This window comes from uncultured Varibaculum sp., assembly GCF_902489465.1.
Lineage (GTDB): Bacteria > Actinomycetota > Actinomycetes > Actinomycetales > Actinomycetaceae > Varibaculum.
The window spans coordinates 1-21,122 of the sequence record NZ_CABTZZ010000017.1 but is presented as its reverse complement, the minus strand read 5'-3'; the positions used below and the strand labels follow the sequence as shown (position 1 = coordinate 21,122).

Below are 21,122 nucleotides of genomic sequence, written 5' to 3'. Positions count from 1 at the left end.
CCACTGCCAAAATAGTGGATTTAAGTCGGTCATTTTCCCTTTAACCGATAGCCTTGGAATTGTACGCCTTGTAAGGAGATTGAATATGGCAGACAACCTTACCCATTCTTTAGGTTCATTTACCCGTTCTATTTCTGGTCGTCGCGCTGAAGACTCCACTCCTATGGAGTTTTGGACAGGAATGTCGCAAGCGATTGTAGAACGTATCGCGGAAAATTGGGAAGCAACCACCCAGAAGTATGCCGCGGGACGCCAAGAGCATTACTTCTCGGCTGAGTTCCTAATGGGCAGAGCCCTGCTCAACAACCTGGATAACCTGGAATTATTAGAACAGGCGAAAGAGGCTACTAACGCCTTCGGTATGAATCTCACCGACGTTCTGGAGGCCGAACACGATGCCTCCCTTGGTAACGGAGGATTGGGACGCCTAGCTGCCTGCTTCCTGGATTCTTGCGCCACTATGAACTTGCCGGTGCGCGGATACGGAATCTTGTACCGTTACGGACTATTTAAACAAGCCTTTGAAAACGGTAACCAGCGTGAGCATCCGGATCCGTGGATGGAGGAAGGCTATCCTTTCGTTATTCGCCGCGAGGAAGAGCCCCGGTTTATCAACTTCGCAGATATGCAGGTGCGGGCGATTCCCTACGATATGCCGATCACCGGATATGGCACCGATAACGTAAATACTTTGCGTTTGTGGAAGTCAGAACCGATGGAAGAGTTCGACTATGACGCTTTCAATTCGCAACGTTTCACCGATGCGATTATTGAGCGGGAACGGGTGGCTGACCTGTGCCGGGTTCTGTACCCGAATGACACTACTTTCGAGGGCAAAGTATTGCGGGTACGTCAACAGTACTTCTTTGTATCTGCCTCTCTGCAGGACATGGTAGAAAACTACATTAACCATCACGGTGATGACCTGCACGATTTCGCGAAATACAATTGTATCCAGCTAAATGATACCCACCCGGTATTGGCGATTCCGGAATTGATGCGGATTCTGCTTGACGATCACGGGATGGACTGGGAAGATGCCTGGCAAATCGTACAGAGCACTTTTGCCTACACCAACCACACGGTGCTCGCTGAAGCTCTAGAAACCTGGGAATACGCAATTTTCCAGCGTCTATTCCCTCGGATTCTGGAGATCGTAGCCGAGATTGACCGTCGCTTCCGGATGGAACTGGAGGCACTGGGCTTTGATGTTGCCCGGATTGACTATATGTCTCCGATTCATGGTGGCCGTATCCATATGGCTTGGATTGCCTGCTACGCAGCATTTTCGATTAACGGGGTGGCTGCCCTGCATACCGAAATCATTAAGCGGCAGACCTTGAAAGACTGGTACGAGATTTGGCCACAAAAGTTTAATAACAAGACTAATGGTGTTACCCCGCGGCGCTGGCTAAAACAGTGCAATCCCCGTCTAGCTAACCTGCTTACCGAAAAGCTGGGCTCTACTGACTGGGTTACCGATATGGATCAGCTCAAGAGCCTACGCAAGCTGGCTGATGACTCGGATCTAATGGCTCAGCTGCTCGGGGTAAAAGCTGATAATAAACGAGACTTTGCCCAGTGGTTGGAACAGCGCTCCGGACAAAAGATTGATCCATCTGCGATTTTCGATGTGCAGATTAAACGTTTGCACGAGTATAAACGTCAGTTGTTAAACGCGCTATATATTTTGGATCTGTATTTCCGGATCAAAGATAATCCGCAAAAGCCCTGGCCGCATCGAGTATTTATTTTCGGGGCTAAGGCTGCTCCCGGATACGTACGAGCCAAAGCGATTATTAAACTGATCAACACTATTGGGGAACTGGTCGCTAGTGACCCTGAGGTTTCTAAAGTTATCCAAGTAGTATTTGTCGAAAACTACAATGTTTCCCCGGCGGAGCATATTATTCCTGCTGCCGATATTCACGAACAGATTTCTACTGCTGGTAAAGAGGCTTCGGGAACTTCCAATATGAAGTTCATGATGAACGGGGCGCTTTGCCTGGGTACTTTAGATGGCGCGAATGTAGAGATCGTGGATTCCGTTGGGGAAGAAAACGCCTACGTTTTCGGCGCCAAGGAAGAAGAACTGCCCGAGTTGCGGTGCACCTACGATCCGCGCAAGCTTTATGAAACCGTGCCGGGACTAAAACGGACTCTGGATGCGTTTGTGGATGGAACTTTAGATGATGGTGGTACCGGTCTGTTCCATGATCTTTTGGGTTCGCTACTAGATTCCAACGGATACGAACCTGCGGACGTGTACTACGTACTGGGTGATTTCGCTGATTACCGGGAAGTGCGCGATCGCGCCGCCCTCGAATACGCTGACCAAATTGAATGGGCGCGTAAATGCTGGATCAATATCTGTGAATCCGGACGCTTCAGCGCTGATCGCACCATCAATGACTATGCTGAACAGGTGTGGAAGCTAGAAAGCGAAAAGATCTAGCGTCACCCCAGGTGAGAGCCGGGTGTCGCTAATTATTGCTACTAGGTTCACCTGGAAGTAACCGCGAATTTCTAGCAAGAAATCACAACTTAATAGAACGCCTGCGGGTGGGGAAGCTACTTCCCCACCCGCATTTTTCCTCTTCAAATCAATAGTTTTCCGGTTTTCGGGCACCAAAATAACAAGTAAGTAGCAGTGTGAAATAATAGAGGGGACTTTAACTAGCCAAAGCTGACAAGTCTATCGAAGGAGATCTACATGCATATTGCGATTACCCCCACCCCCGAAGACGCCTCTAAACTAGCGGCAAAAATTATTATTCCCCAAGTCAAACCGGGATTTAGGTTGGGGGTAGCAACTGGGTCTACCCCGGAAGGACTATACGCTGAGCTACGCGCCGCCCACGCGCAGGGACATTTTAGCCTGGAAGAATGCACTGCCTGGGCTTTAGATGAATATGTCGGGATCGCTCCTGACCACCCCGAACGCTACCGTAACGTATTGCGCCGTGAACTGGTTGGCAGCGAAAAGACCGGTCTAAAGGACGAGAATTTGCACACCCCCGATGGCTCTGCTTCCGATCCTCACCAGGCTGCACGCACCTATGAAGAAGAAATCGCTCCCGGAGTTGATTTACAGATTCTCGGTATCGGTGCCGATGGCCATATCGGTTTTAATGAACCTACCGGCTGCCTGGCTAACCCCACAAATGTGGTGACCTTAACTGCCCAAACTATTGCCGACAATGCCCGCTTCTTTGATAACGATGAAGCTAATGTCCCCAAGCAGGCAGTCACGCAGGGGCTATCCACCATTATGAAATCAGGGCAAGCAGTATTGCTGGCTTTCGGCTCTCAAAAAGCCGATGCCGTTGCCGCAACGGTAGAGGGAGCGGTCAGTGCTTTTTGGCCCGCCTCCATTTTGCAGTACCACCTAAACGCCATCATCATCGCTGATGAAGCTGCCGCCAGCAAATTGCAACTTACCGATTACTATCGGCAAACTTGGCAAGCTGAATACCCGGATTTACCGCTCAGCTACTAAGCGACATACCTAACTGCCGTCCTGCCCAAAACCTAGACTGATCCCTGTCTAGGTTTTGGGCAGTTTTCACATCTGACAGGATGCAACTTGTAGTATCTGGCTATGACTATAAAAGTGGCAATCAATGGATATGGCAATCTAGGACGCGCGGTTGAAAGAGCAGTTAATGCCGCTGAAGACATGCAGGCGGTGGCGGTATTTACTCGCCGGGATCCTAAAGATTTAGAAACTGCCGGAACCCCGGTTTATTCTGTCTCGCAGATGGCAGATTTTTCCGGAAAAGTTGACGTGTGTATTTGTTGTGGAGGCAGCGCCACCGATTTACGCACCCAAGGACCGGCAGCGGTTAAATACTTTAACACTGTTGATTCTTTTGATACTCACGCCGATATTCCCGCCTATTTCGCGGATATGGATACTGCCGCCAAGAAAGCAGGGCATTCCGCCCTGATTTCCACCGGATGGGATCCCGGTCTATTCTCGATTGCTCGGACTCTCACCGAGGCGGTGCTTCCGGATGGCTATACCCAGACTTTCTGGGGACGGGGGGTATCTCAGGGACACTCGGACGCGATTCGCCGGATCGAAGGGGTGGAGGGCGCAGTGCAGTACACTGTCCCCAACCCCGAGGCAATGCGGGCGGTAGAAAGCGGCGATAATCCCCAGCTGACCGCCGCAGATAAACATACTCGGCTCTGCTTTGTTGTGGCTGCTCCCGGTGCCGATAAAGAGCGGATTACCCGCGAAATCAAGCAGATGCCAAAATACTTCGCCGACTATGAAACCACCGTTAACTTTATTTCTGCCGAGGAGCTGGCACATGACCACGCCGGGATGCCCCACGGCGGGGAAGTGATTCGAGTGGGACATACTCGCGAGGGAATCAAACATTTGGCACGTTTTCAACTGCAACTGGACTCTAACCCAGATTTCACCGGCTCGATGGTGGCTGCCAGCGCTCGCGCCCTGGTTCGCCTACACGAACATGGACATCGCGGAGCCGCCAGCGTCCTCGATCTTCCTCCCGCTTGGTATTCCCCGTCCTCGCCTGAAGATCTGCGAGCCCAATTGCTGTAAATCTGGACAGCAAATTATTGGCCGGTAGCTTTGCGGGCAGCACTGCTAAGTGGCGCTACCAGCAGCGATATCACACCACTTCCGCTGCGGGCAGGAGCCGGCTACTAGTTTTGGGTTAACTGGCGACGGCGATTTTCTAGGCTCATTAATTCGGTAAAAATCTGTTGATAGCGCTCATCTTGCGGATCACAGCGTTGCAGCCGCGCCTTAGTATCAGCGATTTGACGAGCAAGATCACCGCGAATCATCGCCCCCCACATCCCGCGGGCATAGTCATTTAGGCGCGCGGGATCATCTTGCGGAAGGGGCGAAACCACCAGCGCCGATACCAAACTTTTTAGTTGCGCAGGGACACTCGATCCTACAAGTTCCACCCACCGTTTATTCGCTAGCAGGATTGCGCGTTTCCCTTTGAGCCCCAGCTCGTCCTCGGCTCCTCGCCAAAGCTCCGCATATTGGTCTAATCCGCCCAAGGAAGAAAACGCCGCAAAAAGAGCGCTAAACATGGGTACCCGAAAAGCAGCAGGAGACACCGTTTCCACCCCGAGCCCAAATAGGCTGGCTGGCAACTGTAATAAGCACTCCAAAGCTTGTCGTTCCAGACTGGCAACTGGATCGGAGCTGTCCGGCAAGCTAATTGCCCCGGGCACACCGGGCGCGGCAGAGTCCCCGCCTTGTCCAGATCGGGCGACTCCGCTGACCCCATAGGGGCTGGCGGCCATACTATTTCTTGCACCTGGCGTGCTTCTAGTTTGACTCCGAGAAGCATTATGCACTATCTGGCGCACCTCATTCTCTGGCATCCCCACCCACCCAGCTAGGCGGCGCGTATATTCCGAACGCAATGCCACATCCCTGATCCGTCCCACTATCGGGGCTGCCGCTCGTAAACCGGCCACTCGCCCTTCAGAAGTATCCAAGTTGTGGGCTTTCAAAGTGGTGCGCAAAACAAACTCGAACAGAGGTCGGCGCGAATCCACCAGTGCTCGCACCGCACTAGCGCCTTGCGTTTGCCACAAATCACAAGGATCTTTCCCCGAGGGTTCAATCGCCACGAAGGTTTGGGAAGCGAACGCCTGGTCTTCCCCAAAAGCATGCAGAGCCGCTTTTTGCCCGGCCTCATCACCATCGAAAGTAAATATTACTTCCCCGCCGCGTGCCTTGCCCGAAGATAGCAACACCCCGGCTGCCGGATCAGCGTTATCTCCTAGCAGGCGACGGACAATCTGCACATGATCAGAGCTAAAAGCAGTACCGCAGGTAGCAACCGCACATTCGACTCCCGCCAAGTGGGCAGCCATCACATCGGTGTAGCCTTCCACCACCACGATGCGACGCTGTTTGCTGATCGCTTTCTTTGCTCTATCGATCCCGTACAGCACTTTCGATTTCTTATAGACCGCAGTTTCGGGAGTATTCAGATATTTCGGTCCTTTATCGTCCTCACCTAACCGACGCGCCCCGAAACCTACTATTTCTCCCGTCAGATTGGATATGGGCCAGATTAACCGTCCTCGAAAACGATCATAGGGGCCGCGCTGTCCGGCAGAAAACAGTCCCGATGCCGCCAACTCTGGCTCAGTGAATCCTCGTTTACGCAAAAATGATAGCAGTGCATCCCAGGAGGCAGGAGCGTATCCCAATGAGAACTTGGCCGCTATGTCGGCATCGAAACCGCGGGCACTCAAAAACTTTTGTGCCCCGACTGCTTCTTTACTGCCCAGCTGGGAACGAAAAAACTGGGCGGCGTTGCGATTGGCTTCCAATATCCGCGAGCGCGGAACCCGGTTCGGATCCTTCTTTTCTGCACCCCCAGTTTCTTCATAATGCAGGGTAACACCAGTTTTATCTGCCAGGTATTGCACCGCTTCGGTAAAAGAAAGGTGATGAACATTTTCAACAAACTTAATCACGTCCCCACCTTCACCACACCCAAAGCAGTGATAGTACCCCTGCGCGGGGCGCACATGAAAGGAAGGAGTGCGTTCATCATGGAAAGGACAAAGCCCTTTTAGGGCGCCGACCCCGGCGGGGCGCAATGCTACCTGTTCGCCCACGATTTCATCGATGCGGGCACGCTCTCGCACCTGATCGATATCTTCGCGTCGAATTAACCCAGCCATGTCTTAATCATAGGCGAGTAAGACCCGGGCGGGATGGGAGTTCCGGATCTTACAGAGAGCGGAACATGCCGCACAGACGGGCATGCCACTGGTTAGCAGTAGTGTCGGTCAAAGAAGCGATTTGATCAACTAAAGCTCGCAAGCGGCCGTCATCTCCCGAGGCTTCCCGCCAAGTAGTCCGGTGTGGTTCTTCCAGCTCCTCCGGGCGCTCCCAGAGGGCGTCGGCAAGTTCATAGATAGTGGTGCGTTGCGCCAAATAGATAGGCTCGGTTTCGCGTGGCGCCATCATATAGGTGGCAGCGATTCCTTTTAGGAGCTTGATTTCCGCGCGGGTAGCTTCGGGAATGACTAAATCCGCATCATATCGATGCAGGGGACCGGTTCCTGCTGCCTGCAAAGTCGCGGAAGATACCGCTGAGCAAAAGCGCCCAATCAGTTGGGAAGTCATATTTTTTAGCCGCGCCATATCTCGATAGGAGCCATCGAAACTAGCCAGCCACTGCGGCAGAGCTCGAATCCGTTTCCAGGCGTCTTGCAGTTCATCCCCCACGGCGTCCCCGTACCATGAAGTCGTGGTTTCAAACACCAGCTCTAAAGATTTACTATCCCCCAAGGTATCCGGGTCTAGCTCCCCTGTTTGAATGCCGTCCTCGATGTCATGCACGGAATAAGCGATGTCATCGGAAATATCCATTATTTGTGCCTCTAGGCAGCGTTGATGCGGGGGAGAAAATTTGCGCATCCAGTTAAAGACCGGGGCATCTTCGCGGTAGCAATTGTATTTCTTGCGTGAATATTCGCTGTTCGCGCCCTGTCCTTTTAGCCAGGGATATTTGCAAACCGCATCTAAAGTGGCACGGGTCAGATTAAGTCCCAGAGGGCGCCCCTCGGCGCTCATAACTTTAGGTTCTAGGCGAGTCAGTAGGCGGAAAGTTTGGGCATTGCCTTCAAAACCGCCAATATCGTGGGCAACCTCGTCGAGTGCTCGCTCCCCATTATGTCCAAAAGGTGGATGCCCCAGATCATGGGCTTGGCAAGCGGCATCTACAATATCGGGGTCACATCCCATTTCTTGCGCGATTGACCTGCCTACCTGGGAAACCTCTATCGAATGGGTCAGGCGGGTACGAATAAAAGAATCGGTGGCCGGCCCGAGCACCTGGGTTTTTGCCCCCAGACGCCGCAGCGCCGAAGAATACATTATCCGGGCGCGATCCCGGGCGAATTCGGTGCGATGCGACGATTTTGGTGGCTCCTCCTGACAGCGTTCGCGGTCACGGGGAGAATAGGGCGCGGTTTTCATATATTTCACTCTAGCCTGTGCGCAAGTATTTACGTTTAATATCCGCTCTGATCTAGAGAAGTATCGAGCTTGGCTGCCTCAAGGACGCGGGCAGCCGCCGCATCTACCTCTCGGGTAGCTAGCCACCCCTCGGGCAAATGAGTTTTACGGGGGTTACCTCGCCGCCCGCGTTTACCTTCTGCCGCTGGGGGGAAAGGTAAGGCTGGATCCAGGGTAGAAAACAGTTGCTCCAGCTCTTGCAGACTATTAGCACTGGTGAGGGCGCGACGAAAGTCTCCTCCGACAGCGAAGCCTCTAAAATACCAACCCAAGTGTTTGCGTATATCCCGCAGGGCGCGTTCTTGGTTTCCCATCCAAGAACTAAGCATCTGCGTGTGCCGCAGCGCCATTTCACATACCTCTCCCAGGTTAGGGCGAGCGCGATTATCCGAACCGTTAAGCGCACTGGCCAAGTCATAGAATAGCCACGGCCTCCCCTGGCAACCGCGCCCTATCTCTACCCCCGCACAATCGGTTTGCGCCAGCATAGCCAGGGCGTCCTCGGCAGAAAAAATATCGCCGTTACCCCAAACCGGGATTTCTAAATCCTGTCGCAGCCGGGCAATGGCTTGCCAATTAGCGCTGCCCGAATAGTATTGATTGGCACTGCGGCCATGCAGCACCACGGCACTCGCCCCCACTTTTTGTGCCAGTTTGCCGGCTTCCCGATAGGTTTCGTGTTCGGTGTCGATCCCGATGCGAATTTTTGCAGTCACCGGCACGGGAGTATCGCGCGGAGAATCTTTCTCGCCGTCCCTAGCCCCAGCGACCACTGCCGCCACTATCTGCCCAAAACGCTCTATTTTCCAAGGCAAAGCTGCCCCGGCACCCTTGCGGGTCACTTTAGGCACGGGACAACCAAAGTTAATATCCAAGTGATCAGCCAGGCCTTCGCGCACCAACATCCGGGCACCTTGATACATAGTTTCCGGGTCTACCCCGTGCAGCTGAACCGAACGAAAGGTCTCTTCCGGGTCTGGTTTAATTAAATCCAGAGTGCGAGAATTGCCTTCCACCAGGGCGCGGGCAGTAATCATTTCACATACATAGAGCCCACTAACCGCCCCACTCGTGGGGGTGATCCCTAAGTCCTTTAACGCCTGAACGGCCTGCTCACGACACAGGCGACGAAAGGGAGCATTAGTTACCCCCGCCATCGGCGCCAGGGCGATGGGGGTGCCAACCGTTACTTCCCCTAGTTTAGTTGACATCTCGACCGTCTCCTTTAAGCATTGTTGTGATCGCATCCTCCCCTACTAGATGCGCGCCTGGCTGCTCATCTAACTTTAGAGCTTCACCGGAAGAAGAGTCAGATCCCAGGGGCAAGGAGGAAGCCCGCACAAATTTTACGAGGAAAGTTCCCACCGCTGTAGTCACCGGAATCGCCAACACTAATCCGATCGAGGCCACCAGAGTGCGCACGATTTCCTCTGCAATCTGGGAAACTGTGAGCAGCTCCAGGAAGGGACGCTGCGATAACATCGCCAAAATCAAAGTTGGTAGCGCCGTGCCCACATAGGCGAAAGCCAGGGTATAAACCGTAGACGCAATATGGTCACGCCCTATCCGCATCGCCCGTGAAAACAGTTTTCTTCGCGGCATTTGTGGATCAGCTTCATCAAGTTCCCAGACGGCGGAAGCCTGAGTAATGGTCACATCATTTAAAGCCCCCAAACCGGCCACCACGATCCCGCAAATAAACAAGGAGGGCAGCGCCAGGGCAGGTAGCTGGGTACCCAAAATCAGGGCATCCTCGTCACTAGCTCCACTTAACCCGGCTGTCCGAGTGCCAGCATAGGCGAGTAACACCGTCACCATCAGCCCTAAAAGAGTTCCCAGAAGCGCGGTAGTCGTGCGGATAGTAATCCCGTGCGCCAAGTAAACCGAGAGAAACATGATGGCACCTACCCCCACTAAGGTCACCAACATAGGCGGTTTTCCTGCCATTAGAGCTGGGAGGATAAAGAATACGATCACCAGAGTCGAGGCTGCCAGCCCCAATAGCGCTAGGAAGCCACGTCTGCCTGCCACCGCTACCACGATGATCACATAGAGCAACCCCATGATAGCTAAGGCGTTCCCTCGTTTTATATCGGTAAACAAGAAAGGGGTACCAGTAGCCATAGCATCGGTGTCATAAATCATCCACACCGCGGTGCCGACTCGAATCGCAGATTTAGACTCTTCGGGCACTCTAACGGGGACGACCTTATCCTTCCACTGCCCTTCCAGTACCTTCACGCATACTAGTGGCTGGGTTTCAGGCAATCCATTGGTGGGATCAACTGTCCCCTTTGGCATTTTCAGCCCCGCAATCAGACATTTTTTCCCGTTCAAGCCCGTCACCTGACCACTTAAACGGTTAGGTGTTTGCTGAGACCAGTCCTGTTGGGTGTCCCCTAGGGGGTTCGGACTATAAAGAGCGACAATACCGATAATAATCGCCAGAAAAACCGGTACTACCAGCGTGGTTAAAATCAGTCTAGCCCGACGTAGGGCTCGCGAGTCCGGGCGAGCCCTACGCGAAGAACTTACGTGCTGATGCAAAGGCACCCTGCCTTAGCAGCCCACCAAGCGGGTCGCTAAGTAGGAAGTTAGCTCGCTAATCTTTACCCGTTCTTGCTCCATCGAGTCCCGTTCACGCACAGTCACGCACTGGTCATCACCGGATTGGAAGTCATAGGTGATACAGAAGGGGGTACCGATTTCGTCTTGACGGCGGTATCTGCGGCCGACCTGTCCTGCCTGGTCATACTCGATATTCCAGTTCGCCCGCAGTTCTTGGGCAATCTCTTGCGCCGGGCCGGTCAGTTCGTCTTTACGTGAAAGTGGCAACACCGCAGCCTTAACTGGGGCGAGGCGCGGATCTAGACGCAGTACCGTCCGCTTATCGACTCCTCCCTTGGCATTGGGAGCTTCGTCCTCGTTATACGCCTCTACCATGAAGGCCATCAGGGAGCGAGTAAGTCCCGCGGAGGGCTCTACCACGTAAGGTGTCCAGCGCTCACCCTTTGATTGATCAAAGTAATCCAAATTCTTACCCGAAGCCTGCTGGTGTACCCCCAGGTCATAGTCGGTGCGGTTAGCGATACCCTCAAGTTCGCCCCACTTCGATCCCTGGAAGCCGAAGGCGTACTCGATATCGACAGTGCGCTTGGAGTAATGAGAAAGCTTTTCTTGCGGATGCTCATATAAGCGCAGGTTATCTTCGCTTATCCCCAAGTCCTGATACCACGCTAGACGTTCATCAATCCAGTACTGGTGCCATTGTTCATCGGTTCCTGGTTCTACGAAGAACTCTAGTTCCATCTGTTCGAACTCGCGGGTACGGAAAATAAAGTTTCCGGGGGTTATTTCGTTACGGAAAGACTTCCCGATCTGCCCGATGCCGAAGGGTGGTTTCATCCGGGCAGAGGACATCACATTCGCAAAATTGATGAAAATACCTTGCGCGGTTTCCGGACGCAGGAAGTGCAATCCTTTTTCATCGTCAACTGGCCCCAGGAATGTCTTTAGTAGCCCTGAGAAGGCGCGCGGCTCGGTCCACTGTCCGCGTTTACCACAAGCCGGGCACGGTACATCCTGCATGGATACCTCATCTGCTGAGGGTAATTGATGCTTTTCCGCGTATGCTTCCTGCAGGTCATCTTCCCGGTGACGGGTATGGCAGGCGGTGCATTCAATCAACGGGTCCGTAAAAGCCTTCAGATGTCCGGAGGCTTCCCAGACTTTTGACGGTAAGATGACCGAAGAATCCAGACCGACCACGTCGGAGCGCGAGCGCACTACCCGGTTCCACCACTGCCGTTTAATATTTTCTTTCAGCTCTACCCCGAGCGGGCCGTAATCCCAGGCAGAACGGGTTCCGCCGTAGATTTCCCCACAGGGGTAAACAAAGCCACGTCGCTTTGCTAGATTGATGACACTATCCAACTTCGAGGGCGTTTCAGCCACTGTATTTCTCCTTAAGCTCAACTTGCTGCGCCAAGGCGCTACCACCCCAGATTCTACCGGGTTGCCTGCACTTTCCAGAACCCGAACGCTAGAGCGTGACTTACAACTCTAAAAGCTGGATTAATCCGCCAGGAAACCCGAAAATTTCCTTTTACCTCGAGTTTTAGCGCTCTAGGAAAGCTTTCTACACCTTGCTCTTGAGAACGGTTATCGTTTATATTACAAGTTATGCAAAAGAGAATGAAAAAAATAATCTGCGCCGCGGCGATTGCCGCTCTGACACTGGGAGGATGCTCAGCGACTACAAAAAGCGGGAAAGAGGATGGCGGGAAAGTCGAGGCCGTAGCCTCCTTCTACCCCCTGGCCTACGTAACCAGCCAAGTTGGTGGAGATCTAGTGGACGTAACCAACCTGACGCCCTCGGGAGAAGCCCACGAGGTAGAGCTATCCGCGAAAGACCTCACCACCATCTCGCAGGCGGATGTGCTGATTTACCTATCGGGATTTCAAGCCGCCGTTGACGACGCGGTAAAAGAAGCCGCCCCCAAGAACACTTTGGACGTCGCCAAGGCCGCCAAGCTAAAAAAACTATCTGCCGAAGAAGCAACTGAGCACGAAGCCGAACACGATCACGAGGGCGAACACGAGGGCAATCACGAAGCGGCCGGTCACAACCATCATCACGGCGGTTTCGACCCTCACTTCTGGCTAGATCCCCAGCGGCTGTCCCAAGTGGTACCGCAAGTAGTTGCCACCCTTAGCCAGGCCGACCCGGATCACGGCGATACTTTCAAAAAAAATGGAAAAGCTCTGCAAGACAAACTAGCTGACCTGGACAAACAATATCGCGCTGGCCTTAATAAATGCGCCACGCCTACCGCAGTTACCGCTCACGAAGCCTACGGATATCTGGCAGATCGTTACGGATTCGAGCAAGTGGGAGTAAAGGGGGTGGATCCGGAAGCCGAAACCTCACTGACTCGCCTACAGGAAGTTGCCAATATTGCCAAGGACAAGAAAGTCAACGTATTGTTTTCGGAGAGCGCACTCGGAGATAAAGACACCAAGACTTTAGCCGAGCAACTCGGGATCAAATCCGAAGTACTTGACCCCTTAGAAATACAAGTAGATAAGAACCGGGATTACCTGCAGGTAATGCACGATAACCTGGAAAAATTGAGCAAAGCGATGAAATGCCAGTAACTGAGAACTTCACTTCTCTGCCTTTTAGGGCGACGGATCTATCCGTCGCCCTACAGGGCAATTTGATACTGGAAGATATTAACTTGCAGATTACGCCCGGTACTACCGTGGCACTATGCGGGGAAAACGGCTCCGGGAAATCCACCTTGGTACGCGCCGCGGTAGGACTAAATCCGGTGAGCTCGGGGAATCTAGAGATTTTTGGCGCCCGAGTGGGCGATAAAAATTATGCCAGAGCCCTCGCAAAAGTAGGTTACGTTCCCCAACGCAAAAGCGCACTCGGCACCGTTCCCGCTACTGCCCTAGAAGTCGTACGTTCGGGACTATTACGAAGAGGACGAGTAGGCCCCAAACGCTCCGACCGGGAACGTGCCCGCCTGGGGCTAGCAAAAGTAGGGTTAGCCGGATCGGAGAATAAAAAATTTCAGTTTATGTCGGGCGGCCAGCAGCAACGGGTATTGATTGCGCGCGCCCTAGTGCGTGACCCGGAGTTCTTAATTATGGATGAACCTTTGGCGGGGATAGACCGGCAAAGCGCGCAAAGTCTGGCTGCCATTATCGCGGAGGCTAAATCCGCTGGTAAAACCCTGTTAATCGTATTGCATGAACACGGTTTCTTAGCTCCCTTAATCGACCGAACCATCACCTTAGAATCTGGACAGATCGCCTCCGATAGCTTAACAAATACCCTATCCCCGCTCGTAGGAGATGCGAACCAGGAATGATTACTACCCCCACCAGCATTTCTTACCCGGCGCTAACTGCCCCCAGCCTGCAACTTAGTTTTGCGCCCTCCTCTAGCCATCTCGCCCCCTCCGCTATCCGCGATACTCTCGCACAGTTACCGAGCTTTGCAGCCGATTGGGCAAGTTTATTAGCCTCTCCTTTCTTTTTACGTTCCCTAATCGTGGCCGTCCTGGTGGGACTGAGTGCCCCCATTATTGGCACCTACCTGGTGCAACGTCGGCTGTCACTACTCGGAGATGGAATCGGACACGTAGCTCTGACCGGGGTGGCTCTCGGTTGGGTAGTTGGTAATCTAACGGAAGTTGCTGGCGGGGACGCTTTAGCGATCCCGGGGGCGGTTATCGCCTCGATCGCCGGCGCAGTGATTATTGAACTAGTGCGCGCCAAAGGCGGAGCCAGCGGTGACGTGGCGATGGCCTTACTTTTTTACGGAGGGATCGCTTCCGGGGTGCTGGTGATTTCCCTGGCTGGGGGCACCACCAACCAGCTAAATTCCTATCTATTCGGCTCAATCGCCGCCGTCTCTTGGTCAGACGTTTACCTGACGATCGCCTTATCGGTGCTGATCCTAGTGTTTGGACTGGGGATGCGCAGAGAACTTTTCTCTATCTGCAACGATGAGGAGTTCGCCTTGGCGTCGGGAATCCCAGTAAGGCTGCTGACCATCTGCTTAGCGGTGGTTAGCGCCCTGACGGTATCGACTGCCATGCGCGTAGTGGGAGTGCTCCTAGTTTCCGCGCTAATGATTGTGCCCGTAGCCATCACCCAAATTTATGCACGCTCTTTCAGTGCCACTATGGGATGGGCAATGCTGCTGGGAGTGGTCATGTGTATTGCAGGGCTAGTCTTTTCTTACTTCACGGCCGCCGCCTCCGGATCGGCGATCGTGATGGGGCTGATAATCCTGTACGCACTGGCAGCAGCGTTGCATCCCCTGGTATATCGCCGGCATTTACAAACCCCGCAAGAACCAGCTCACTGTGGGCATCATTAGACCTGCCGGGTCAAAACCTGGGATCTAAACTAGTTTCCGCCAGTAGCCGGCACCGGAGTTACTTCCAGTAAATCCGCTGCGGCTTCTAAAACATCTAAAGAATTTATTCCTGTTTGCAGCGCTTGAAAAGCTGCCACCAGCCCCGGGGCATTAGGGTCTACTGCTACCAATAGTCGATCTGGCCCGGCAATTTGCGGAATAATCTCCCACTCGGCTCCCGGAAGCACCTGCCGGATTACCCGGGCGATTCCGGCTAGCAAAGCGGGATTCTCCCAGCCGGGAACCCAGGTATCTGCGCAGGCCAAAGCATTTAGCAGGGGGCGCGGCAGCAGGTAAGTTTCATCTAGCAGCATCCGACCGGGGGAATCGAGGGCGGCAATAGCGAGGGAGCGGGCACCAACTGGTAACGGTCGTGGCCTATCTTCCCTGCCCCCTGTCGGCGCGAGTTTGTTACCTAAACCCGCATCTACGGCCTCATTCATAGCCCCCAGCGACGAATAAATGGGAACTGCCGGCGCAGCGGAGGCACCTTTTAGGTGAATCTGTGGCAACTGTCCGCTGGGGCAATCGCCCTCAGGGGCGACCTCATGGGGTAATACCGGCAAGATGACGCGCCCATCCCCTAAAGCCGCCGCTATCGCTACCAGGCGCTCTCTTAGACCGTTAAGCTTAAAAGCCGCTGCCATAGCCGGATCTATCTCGCCTTTGTCAGCGGAATTACTATGGCGAGCCAAGGCACGTAAAATCGCGTTTTCTTGCTTGGCGGGCATAGAGTTGCTGCCGGCGGATTTCGCCTGGGCGGGGCTGGAAATCTCCAAACTACGCTCTCCCGTTAGCAACCATCAAGGCCTGCTCGATAGTGAACTGCCCGGAGTACAGGGCTTTGCCCACAATAGCCCCCTCGACCCCAATGCTGGCGAGCTCGCGCAAAGTACGTAAATCATCCAGGGTGCTCACTCCCCCACTGGCTATTACCTTCGCGGAAGTTACCTCGCATACTTCGCGCAGCAATTGCGTATTCGGGCCGGTCAAGGTGCCATCGCGCATTACATCGGTGACTACATAGCGGGCGCAACCGGCTGCATCTAGCCGCGCAATCATTTCAAAGAGGTCACCGGCGTCTTTGGTCCAGCCATGAGTCGATAGGGTATGTCCGCGCACATCCAGCCCCACCGCAATCTGGTCACCGTATTTAGAGATCACCTGGCAAGTCCACTCTGGGTTTTCAATCGCGGCGGTACCCAGATTTACCCGCCGTGCCCCCGCGTTTAGCACCCGTTCTAACGACTCGTCGTCACGGATCCCCCCTGATACCTCTACCTGCAGATTTACCTGTTCAACGATTTCTTGCACCACTTGGGTGTTATTCCCCCGCCCAAAGGCGGCGTCTAAATCCACCAGGTGTAGCCAGCGGGCTCCGGCCTCTTCGAAAGTACGGGCGGCTTCTAAGGGCACCCCATAAACTTTTTCGCTACCAGCTTTGCCTTGATGTAGGCGTACTGCTTGGCCAGAGACTATATCTACTGCCGGTAAAAGTTCTAGCATTGTTCTCCCTTAGAAGCTTTGCGTCCAGTTACGAAGCAGCTCCATGCCGGCATCGCCGGATTTTTCGGGATGGAACTGCGTAGCCGAAAGAGGACCGTTTTCAACCGCGGCGATAAAAGGGGTTCCGTGGATGCCCCAAGAAAAAATCGGGGGTTTCATCCGCGAGGATTGCCGATAATGCCCGGAAGGATCAGCCGTTACCCCGTAGGAGTGCACGAAGTAAAAACGCTCATCTGCGATCCCGGAAAAAAGCTGCGAACCCTTCCCTACCTGGATCTTTGACCAACCCATATGGGGCAGAATCGGGGCACGTAGTTTTTCTACTGTTCCTGGCCATTCCCCCATCCCGGCGGTGTCCTCGCCGTGCTCAAGGCCGCGTTCAAATAGTATTTGCATACCCACACAGATTCCGAGCACCGGCCGCCCGCCCGCTAAACGCCGGTCAATCAGGGTGTCACCGCGGCGAGCATGCAGATCCTTCATCACTGCCGCAAATGCCCCTACCCCGGGAACAAGTAGCCCATCAGCCTCCAAGCAGGTAGAAAAGTCACTGGTCAGGACAACCTTTACCCCGACGCGTTTTAAGGCGTTAACCGCCGAGCGCACATTGCCGGAGCCATAGTCGAACACCGCTACCTGTTTAGTCACCGTCCTTGTCCTCCCGTTTACCGGGGTCTTCCCCGCGATTAGTATCTTCTTGCAGTCCCCGCAATTGCCGCAGCAAAATCCCCGGTAAATCACGCAGGCGGGGAGGACGGATCTCGGGATAATCTTCGGGGGAAGTCCGCCCGAGTAGCAGATCTTCTATCCGCTCATCAGCGCAAGAAACTAGCGGGCCGGCTGGAATAGTACGGTCAAACCGTCCGTCATAGTACACGCGCGCTGTAATCTGCCCCTGTACCCCCGGGTCATCATCACGATCCGAACGCAAAGTAGAAACAAACAGGACTGCTCCATAGGGAGTAATTTTTGAAACCGCGAGGGCGAGTTCCTCAGCCTCTGGGCAAACTGGACGTTCCTCCCCTAGTAGCGCTTCTAACTCATCATCGGGAGTAGGAGTCAGGCGTTTCCACACTACACACCCGGACTCAGTTTCCACGATCCGGGCATCAATCTCGTGAGCTGCCATCATCGTGGCTAGCGGTACTGCCTCTAGCAGGTTGGTCAATACTAGCGCCACATCTCCGGCTTCGGGTGGCAATGCCTCTAAATGTTGCCAGGCTTGCAAATCCTGGTCTACTTCTTCACTGAATCCATCGAGCTCTTCTCCGTTAATGCCCGATTGGGCGATTACCTGGTCGAAGTAATCTTCTGGTTTAGCTGCGGATTCATTATCGCCCGCCAAGTTTTCCTCGCGGGGTTCTTTATCGCGGGGATCCTCCTGATCGGGAAAGTTTGCGGCGTTCACAGCGCGCCCTTTGTGGAAGGAATACCGTTAACCCGAGGATCGGTTGCTACCGCGCCCCGCAGTGCCCGCGCTACTGCTTTGAACTGTGCCTCTACAATATGGTGCGGGTCGCGCCCAGCAAGTACCTCCACATGCAGACAGATCCCGGCATTATAGGCAAAAGACTCCCACACATGGCGGGTCATCGAACCGGTGAAATGTCCACCAATCAGATGATATTCCTGGCCAGCTGGCTCTCCGCGGTGCACACAGTAGGGGCGTCCCGCCACGTCAACCACAGCCCGCGCTAGCGCTTCATCAAGCGGTACGGTGGCATCAGCGAAACGGCGGATCCCCGCTTTATCCCCCAGAGCCTCGCGCAGAGCTGTTCCCAGGCAAATAGCGGTATCTTCTACGGTGTGATGCACATCCACCTCAATATCGCCGCGAGCAGCAATATTCATATCGATCAAGGAATGCTTGGAAAGCGCGGTGAGCATATGGTCATAGAAAGGCACGCCGGTACTAATCTGACTTTTCCCAGTGCCATCTAGATTTATTTCTACCGTGATATTTGATTCCGCGGTTTCCCGGGTGACTTTCCCACTGCGGCTCATTTGGTTACCTCCTCGAATGCTTCACGAAATGCTTGATCTTCTGCGGCGGTGCCAATACTTACCCGCAAGAATCCTTCCGGACCTACCTCGCGGATCAACACCCCGTGCTCCAATAAATCATTGAAGACTTGGTGTCGATCCGGGAAGGGACCAAAAAGCACAAAGTTAGCCTGGGTTTTAGGTACGGTGTAGCCTTTACCCTCTAGCCAGGACGCCAAGTTATCGCGACGCTCACGCAACTGCGCTAACTGTAGGAGCTGTTCTTCGGCATGCCCCAAGGCCGCGATTGCCGCCGCCTGGGTGAGCGCAGACAGGTGATAGGGCAAACGCACCCGCATAATATCCGCAATTACTTCCTTGGCCGCCACCAGGTATCCCAGGCGCAGTCCCGCCATCCCGAAAGATTTCGACATAGTGCGCGATACCACCAGGTGCGGGAATTTCTCTAAGAGGGCGAGGGCGCTGGGCTGATCGGGATCCCGGAACTCCCCGTAGGCCTCGTCAATTACCACCACAGTAGCAGTGGAACTGCCGGAGATCACCGGCCCGGTTTCTTTAGCTTGCTGCAAAATCTGCACTAGTTCGGCTTGGCTGCTGGCAGTACCGGTCGGATTATTGGGATTCGCCAACAGTAGCACGCTGGGACGCACTTCACGCAGTGCCTGGAGCAGGGCAGCAACATCAATATTCCAGTCGCTTTGTCGGGGAACCGTCACATATTTCGAGTGCGCGCCCCGCACGTATTCCGGATACATCGAATAGGAGTATTCGGTTCCCAACACCGTGCGTCCTGGCCCCGCATAGGCTCCCAAAAGCTGGGTCATCACTTCATTAGAGCCATTAGCCGCCCAGATTTGCTCGACCGGAAAATCGAGCCCTGATTCACGCTTTACATAGCCGCCTAGAGCCGTTCGCAAGGCGGTGAAATCTCGATCGGGGTAACGGTTAAGCCCCGCCGCCGCTTCACTAACCGCGCGAGAAATATCGGCAATCATCTGGGAACTGGGAGGATAGGGATTTTCGTTTACATTTAACCGGGCAGCCACATCCAATTGCGGCGCCCCATACGGGGTAACCTGTGTAAGTTCTTCCCGCAGTGGCAGCAAGGGAGGCTGTTCCATAAATAATCGTTCCTTTCTGGCTCCCATTCTAAAGGCAATACTCAGATAATGCTTTGCCCTCGCCGATTAGCTGATTTCGTTTTCTAAGGACGAAACCGGCCAAAAACGGCGAGGGCAAAACACCTAGCTATTTAGTCAGAAGCCGAAACCATGGTTTCGGCGGTAGCCATCGCTTTACCTTTTTCGTTACCCAGCGAGCCACCTGCCAGCTTATTCACCACTATGGCGATCGCGCCATCCCCGGTCACGTTAGTGGCAGTACCAATCGAGTCAATTGCCACATACAGCGCAACCATCAGCGAATACAGTTCGGGAGAAAATCCCAGGAAGCCCATTAAAACGCCTTGCGCAGCCGCGATTGCGCCACCGGGAACCCCCGGTGCCGCCACCATAGTAATCCCCAGGATGATGATGGCCATCGCCATTTTCCCAAAGGAAATAGGCTGCCCGGTCATCTGCATAACTGCCAGAGCAAAAGCAGTGATCTTAACGGTGGAACCACCCAGGTGGATGGTGGCACACAGCGGAATCGTGAAACCAGCGATTTCTTCAGAAACTCCGTTGTTGCGCGCGCACTGATAGGTCACCGGAATGGTGGCTGCCGAAGAAGCAGTACCCAGCGCGGTGAAATAGGCTTTCGCCATCCGGCCTAGTGCAGTAAAGGGGTTAGTCTTCGCAATCGCGCCTGCTATCACATATTGAATCAGCAGTAGCACCACAGTCAGAACCACCGATACCAAAATCACTTTGATCATCACTTTGATGACCAGCGCAATCTGCCCCGAGTAGGACATGTTCAGGAACGTACCGAAGATAAACAACGGTAGCAGCGGAACAATCGCCCGTTTAATCATCAACATGGTGATATCCCGGAACTCCGCGTAGGCGCGATGCAAAGTTGGGGTGTTCAGAGCCGCCATGCAAATCCCTAAGATAAAAGCCAAAATCAACGCACCGGTAACGTCTAGCACCGGGGTGATATTGAGGTTATCTCCTAGCAGGGAGGCCACCGCGTTCTTGGGTTCTTTTAGTTCAGGAGCCGATTCGGTCAGGATCCGTGGGAAAACCACGGACGCAATGCCGTAGGTACCGAACCCCGCAAAAAGAGTTGAGCCGTAGGCGATCGCGACTGTGGCCAATAGCCATTTACCGGCTCCCCGCCCCAGGTCTGCTAGAGCCGGCCCTACCAGTCCCAAAATGATCAAAGGAATACAAAAACTCAAGAATTTACCGAAAATATCGTTGAAAGTGGCGAAAGGAGAAATAAATCCTTTAGGAAGTCCCGGGATCATACCGATCAAAGCCCCGGCCACGATCGCCACCAACACCCAAAACAGCAGTTGTTTAAACACGCTGGGGATACGTTCATTTGTGTCAGCCATACTTATTCCTATCTTTTCTTAACTAAATCGGCAGTTAACAGCTTCTTCGTGTGACGGAAGATCTTACGCGCTCGCAAAGCCAGTTAAGGGACGCGCCATAGCCACTAGAGAGGGGAGCTGATACTCAAATC

Annotated in this window: 18 protein-coding genes; 6 read left to right on the top strand and 12 right to left on the bottom strand. The window is 53.9% G+C overall.

What is annotated here, in order from left to right:
* Nucleotides 1–85 precede the first annotated feature (85 nt).
* The 3 genes from RDM26_RS04730 (at nucleotide 86) to RDM26_RS04720 (ending at nucleotide 4,576) form a co-directional block, all read left to right on the top strand.
* Complete coding sequence (locus RDM26_RS04730; RefSeq protein ID WP_307737863.1) at nucleotides 86–2,455, top strand: glycogen/starch/alpha-glucan family phosphorylase; 2,370 nt, start codon at nucleotides 86–88, stop codon at nucleotides 2,453–2,455.
* A 258-nt stretch (nucleotides 2,456–2,713) separates the two neighbouring features.
* Nucleotides 2,714–3,499: a 6-phosphogluconolactonase gene (locus tag RDM26_RS04725; protein ID WP_307737862.1), complete on the top strand. Its 786-nt coding sequence runs from the start codon at nucleotides 2,714–2,716 to the stop codon at nucleotides 3,497–3,499.
* Between the two features lie 102 nt (nucleotides 3,500–3,601).
* On the top strand, nucleotides 3,602–4,576 hold the full coding sequence (locus RDM26_RS04720; protein ID WP_307737861.1) for a diaminopimelate dehydrogenase: 975 nt from the start codon (nucleotides 3,602–3,604) through the stop codon (nucleotides 4,574–4,576).
* Nucleotides 4,577–4,680: 104 nt separating this feature from the next.
* Here RDM26_RS04720 and dnaG read toward each other — a convergent pair whose 3' ends face one another.
* The 5 genes from dnaG to RDM26_RS04695 form a co-directional block, all read right to left on the bottom strand.
* Nucleotides 4,681–6,699: a DNA primase gene (dnaG, locus tag RDM26_RS04715; RefSeq protein ID WP_307737860.1), complete on the bottom strand. Its 2,019-nt coding sequence runs from the start codon at nucleotides 6,697–6,699 to the stop codon at nucleotides 4,681–4,683.
* 49 nt (nucleotides 6,700–6,748) lie between these two features.
* Nucleotides 6,749–8,002, bottom strand: a complete 1,254-nt coding sequence (locus RDM26_RS04710) for a deoxyguanosinetriphosphate triphosphohydrolase (RefSeq protein WP_307737859.1) — start codon at nucleotides 8,000–8,002, stop codon at nucleotides 6,749–6,751.
* 35 nt (nucleotides 8,003–8,037) lie between these two features.
* Entirely contained in the window at nucleotides 8,038–9,252 is a 1,215-nt protein-coding gene (dusB, locus tag RDM26_RS04705; RefSeq protein ID WP_307737858.1) for a tRNA dihydrouridine synthase DusB, read from the bottom strand.
* Nucleotides 9,242–10,378 carry a YibE/F family protein gene (locus RDM26_RS04700; protein ID WP_307737857.1) on the bottom strand — a complete coding sequence of 379 codons (1,137 nt, stop codon included), beginning with the start codon at nucleotides 10,376–10,378 and terminating at the stop codon, nucleotides 9,242–9,244. The genes dusB and RDM26_RS04700 overlap by 11 nt, the downstream gene beginning before the upstream one ends.
* A gap of 222 nt (nucleotides 10,379–10,600) precedes the next feature.
* Nucleotides 10,601–11,995: a glycine--tRNA ligase gene (locus RDM26_RS04695; RefSeq protein WP_307737856.1), complete on the bottom strand. Its 1,395-nt coding sequence runs from the start codon at nucleotides 11,993–11,995 to the stop codon at nucleotides 10,601–10,603.
* Nucleotides 11,996–12,235: 240 nt separating this feature from the next.
* Between RDM26_RS04695 and RDM26_RS04690 the strand changes: the two genes are divergently transcribed.
* The 3 genes from RDM26_RS04690 to RDM26_RS04680 are packed head-to-tail and all read left to right on the top strand — an operon-like array spanning nucleotide 12,236 to nucleotide 14,939.
* On the top strand, nucleotides 12,236–13,198 hold the full coding sequence (locus RDM26_RS04690) for a metal ABC transporter solute-binding protein, Zn/Mn family (RefSeq protein WP_307737855.1): 963 nt from the start codon (nucleotides 12,236–12,238) through the stop codon (nucleotides 13,196–13,198).
* A complete protein-coding gene (locus tag RDM26_RS04685; RefSeq protein ID WP_307737854.1) occupies nucleotides 13,189–13,923 on the top strand; it encodes an ATP-binding cassette domain-containing protein in 735 nt (244 codons plus the stop codon). Before RDM26_RS04690 ends, RDM26_RS04685 begins: the two co-directional genes overlap by 10 nt.
* Nucleotides 13,920–14,939: an iron chelate uptake ABC transporter family permease subunit gene (locus RDM26_RS04680; RefSeq protein ID WP_307737853.1), complete on the top strand. Its 1,020-nt coding sequence runs from the start codon at nucleotides 13,920–13,922 to the stop codon at nucleotides 14,937–14,939. The genes RDM26_RS04685 and RDM26_RS04680 overlap by 4 nt, the downstream gene beginning before the upstream one ends.
* A gap of 29 nt (nucleotides 14,940–14,968) precedes the next feature.
* On the opposite strand, the gene RDM26_RS04675 is transcribed toward RDM26_RS04680, so the two are convergent.
* From RDM26_RS04675 to RDM26_RS04645, 7 genes are all read right to left on the bottom strand, one after another.
* Entirely contained in the window at nucleotides 14,969–15,757 is a 789-nt protein-coding gene (locus tag RDM26_RS04675; RefSeq protein ID WP_307737852.1) for a hypothetical protein, read from the bottom strand.
* A gap of 1 nt (nucleotide 15,758) precedes the next feature.
* Nucleotides 15,759–16,484: a bifunctional 1-(5-phosphoribosyl)-5-((5-phosphoribosylamino)methylideneamino)imidazole-4-carboxamide isomerase/phosphoribosylanthranilate isomerase PriA gene (gene priA / locus RDM26_RS04670; protein ID WP_307737851.1), complete on the bottom strand. Its 726-nt coding sequence runs from the start codon at nucleotides 16,482–16,484 to the stop codon at nucleotides 15,759–15,761.
* A gap of 9 nt (nucleotides 16,485–16,493) precedes the next feature.
* Nucleotides 16,494–17,132, bottom strand: a complete 639-nt coding sequence (gene hisH / locus RDM26_RS04665; RefSeq protein ID WP_307737850.1) for an imidazole glycerol phosphate synthase subunit HisH — start codon at nucleotides 17,130–17,132, stop codon at nucleotides 16,494–16,496.
* Nucleotides 17,125–17,892 carry a hypothetical protein gene (locus RDM26_RS04660; RefSeq protein ID WP_307737849.1) on the bottom strand — a complete coding sequence of 256 codons (768 nt, stop codon included), beginning with the start codon at nucleotides 17,890–17,892 and terminating at the stop codon, nucleotides 17,125–17,127. Before RDM26_RS04660 ends, hisH begins: the two co-directional genes overlap by 8 nt.
* Nucleotides 17,889–18,488, bottom strand: a complete 600-nt coding sequence (hisB, locus tag RDM26_RS04655) for an imidazoleglycerol-phosphate dehydratase HisB (protein WP_307737848.1) — start codon at nucleotides 18,486–18,488, stop codon at nucleotides 17,889–17,891. The genes RDM26_RS04660 and hisB overlap by 4 nt, the downstream gene beginning before the upstream one ends.
* A complete protein-coding gene (locus RDM26_RS04650) occupies nucleotides 18,485–19,609 on the bottom strand; it encodes a histidinol-phosphate transaminase (RefSeq protein WP_307737847.1) in 1,125 nt (374 codons plus the stop codon). The genes hisB and RDM26_RS04650 overlap by 4 nt, the downstream gene beginning before the upstream one ends.
* A gap of 131 nt (nucleotides 19,610–19,740) precedes the next feature.
* On the bottom strand, nucleotides 19,741–20,991 hold the full coding sequence (locus RDM26_RS04645; RefSeq protein WP_307737846.1) for a cation:dicarboxylate symporter family transporter: 1,251 nt from the start codon (nucleotides 20,989–20,991) through the stop codon (nucleotides 19,741–19,743).
* Nucleotides 20,992–21,122 lie beyond the last annotated feature (131 nt).

Coding starts and splice junctions, on each gene's coding strand:
- RDM26_RS04710 (WP_307737859.1), bottom strand. CDS start 8,002: ATGAAAACCGCGCCCTATTCTCCCCGTGACCGCGAACGCTGTCAGGAG.
- RDM26_RS04690 (WP_307737855.1), top strand. CDS start 12,236: ATGAAAAAAATAATCTGCGCCGCGGCGATTGCCGCTCTGACACTGGGA.
- RDM26_RS04725 (WP_307737862.1), top strand. CDS start 2,714: ATGCATATTGCGATTACCCCCACCCCCGAAGACGCCTCTAAACTAGCG.
- priA (WP_307737851.1), bottom strand. CDS start 16,484: ATGCTAGAACTTTTACCGGCAGTAGATATAGTCTCTGGCCAAGCAGTA.
- dusB (WP_307737858.1), bottom strand. CDS start 9,252: ATGTCAACTAAACTAGGGGAAGTAACGGTTGGCACCCCCATCGCCCTG.
- RDM26_RS04730 (WP_307737863.1), top strand. CDS start 86: ATGGCAGACAACCTTACCCATTCTTTAGGTTCATTTACCCGTTCTATT.
- dnaG (WP_307737860.1), bottom strand. CDS start 6,699: ATGGCTGGGTTAATTCGACGCGAAGATATCGATCAGGTGCGAGAGCGT.
- hisB (WP_307737848.1), bottom strand. CDS start 18,488: ATGAGCCGCAGTGGGAAAGTCACCCGGGAAACCGCGGAATCAAATATC.
- RDM26_RS04650 (WP_307737847.1), bottom strand. CDS start 19,609: ATGGAACAGCCTCCCTTGCTGCCACTGCGGGAAGAACTTACACAGGTT.
- RDM26_RS04680 (WP_307737853.1), top strand. CDS start 13,920: ATGATTACTACCCCCACCAGCATTTCTTACCCGGCGCTAACTGCCCCC.
- RDM26_RS04685 (WP_307737854.1), top strand. CDS start 13,189: ATGCCAGTAACTGAGAACTTCACTTCTCTGCCTTTTAGGGCGACGGAT.
- RDM26_RS04645 (WP_307737846.1), bottom strand. CDS start 20,991: ATGGCTGACACAAATGAACGTATCCCCAGCGTGTTTAAACAACTGCTG.
- RDM26_RS04720 (WP_307737861.1), top strand. CDS start 3,602: ATGACTATAAAAGTGGCAATCAATGGATATGGCAATCTAGGACGCGCG.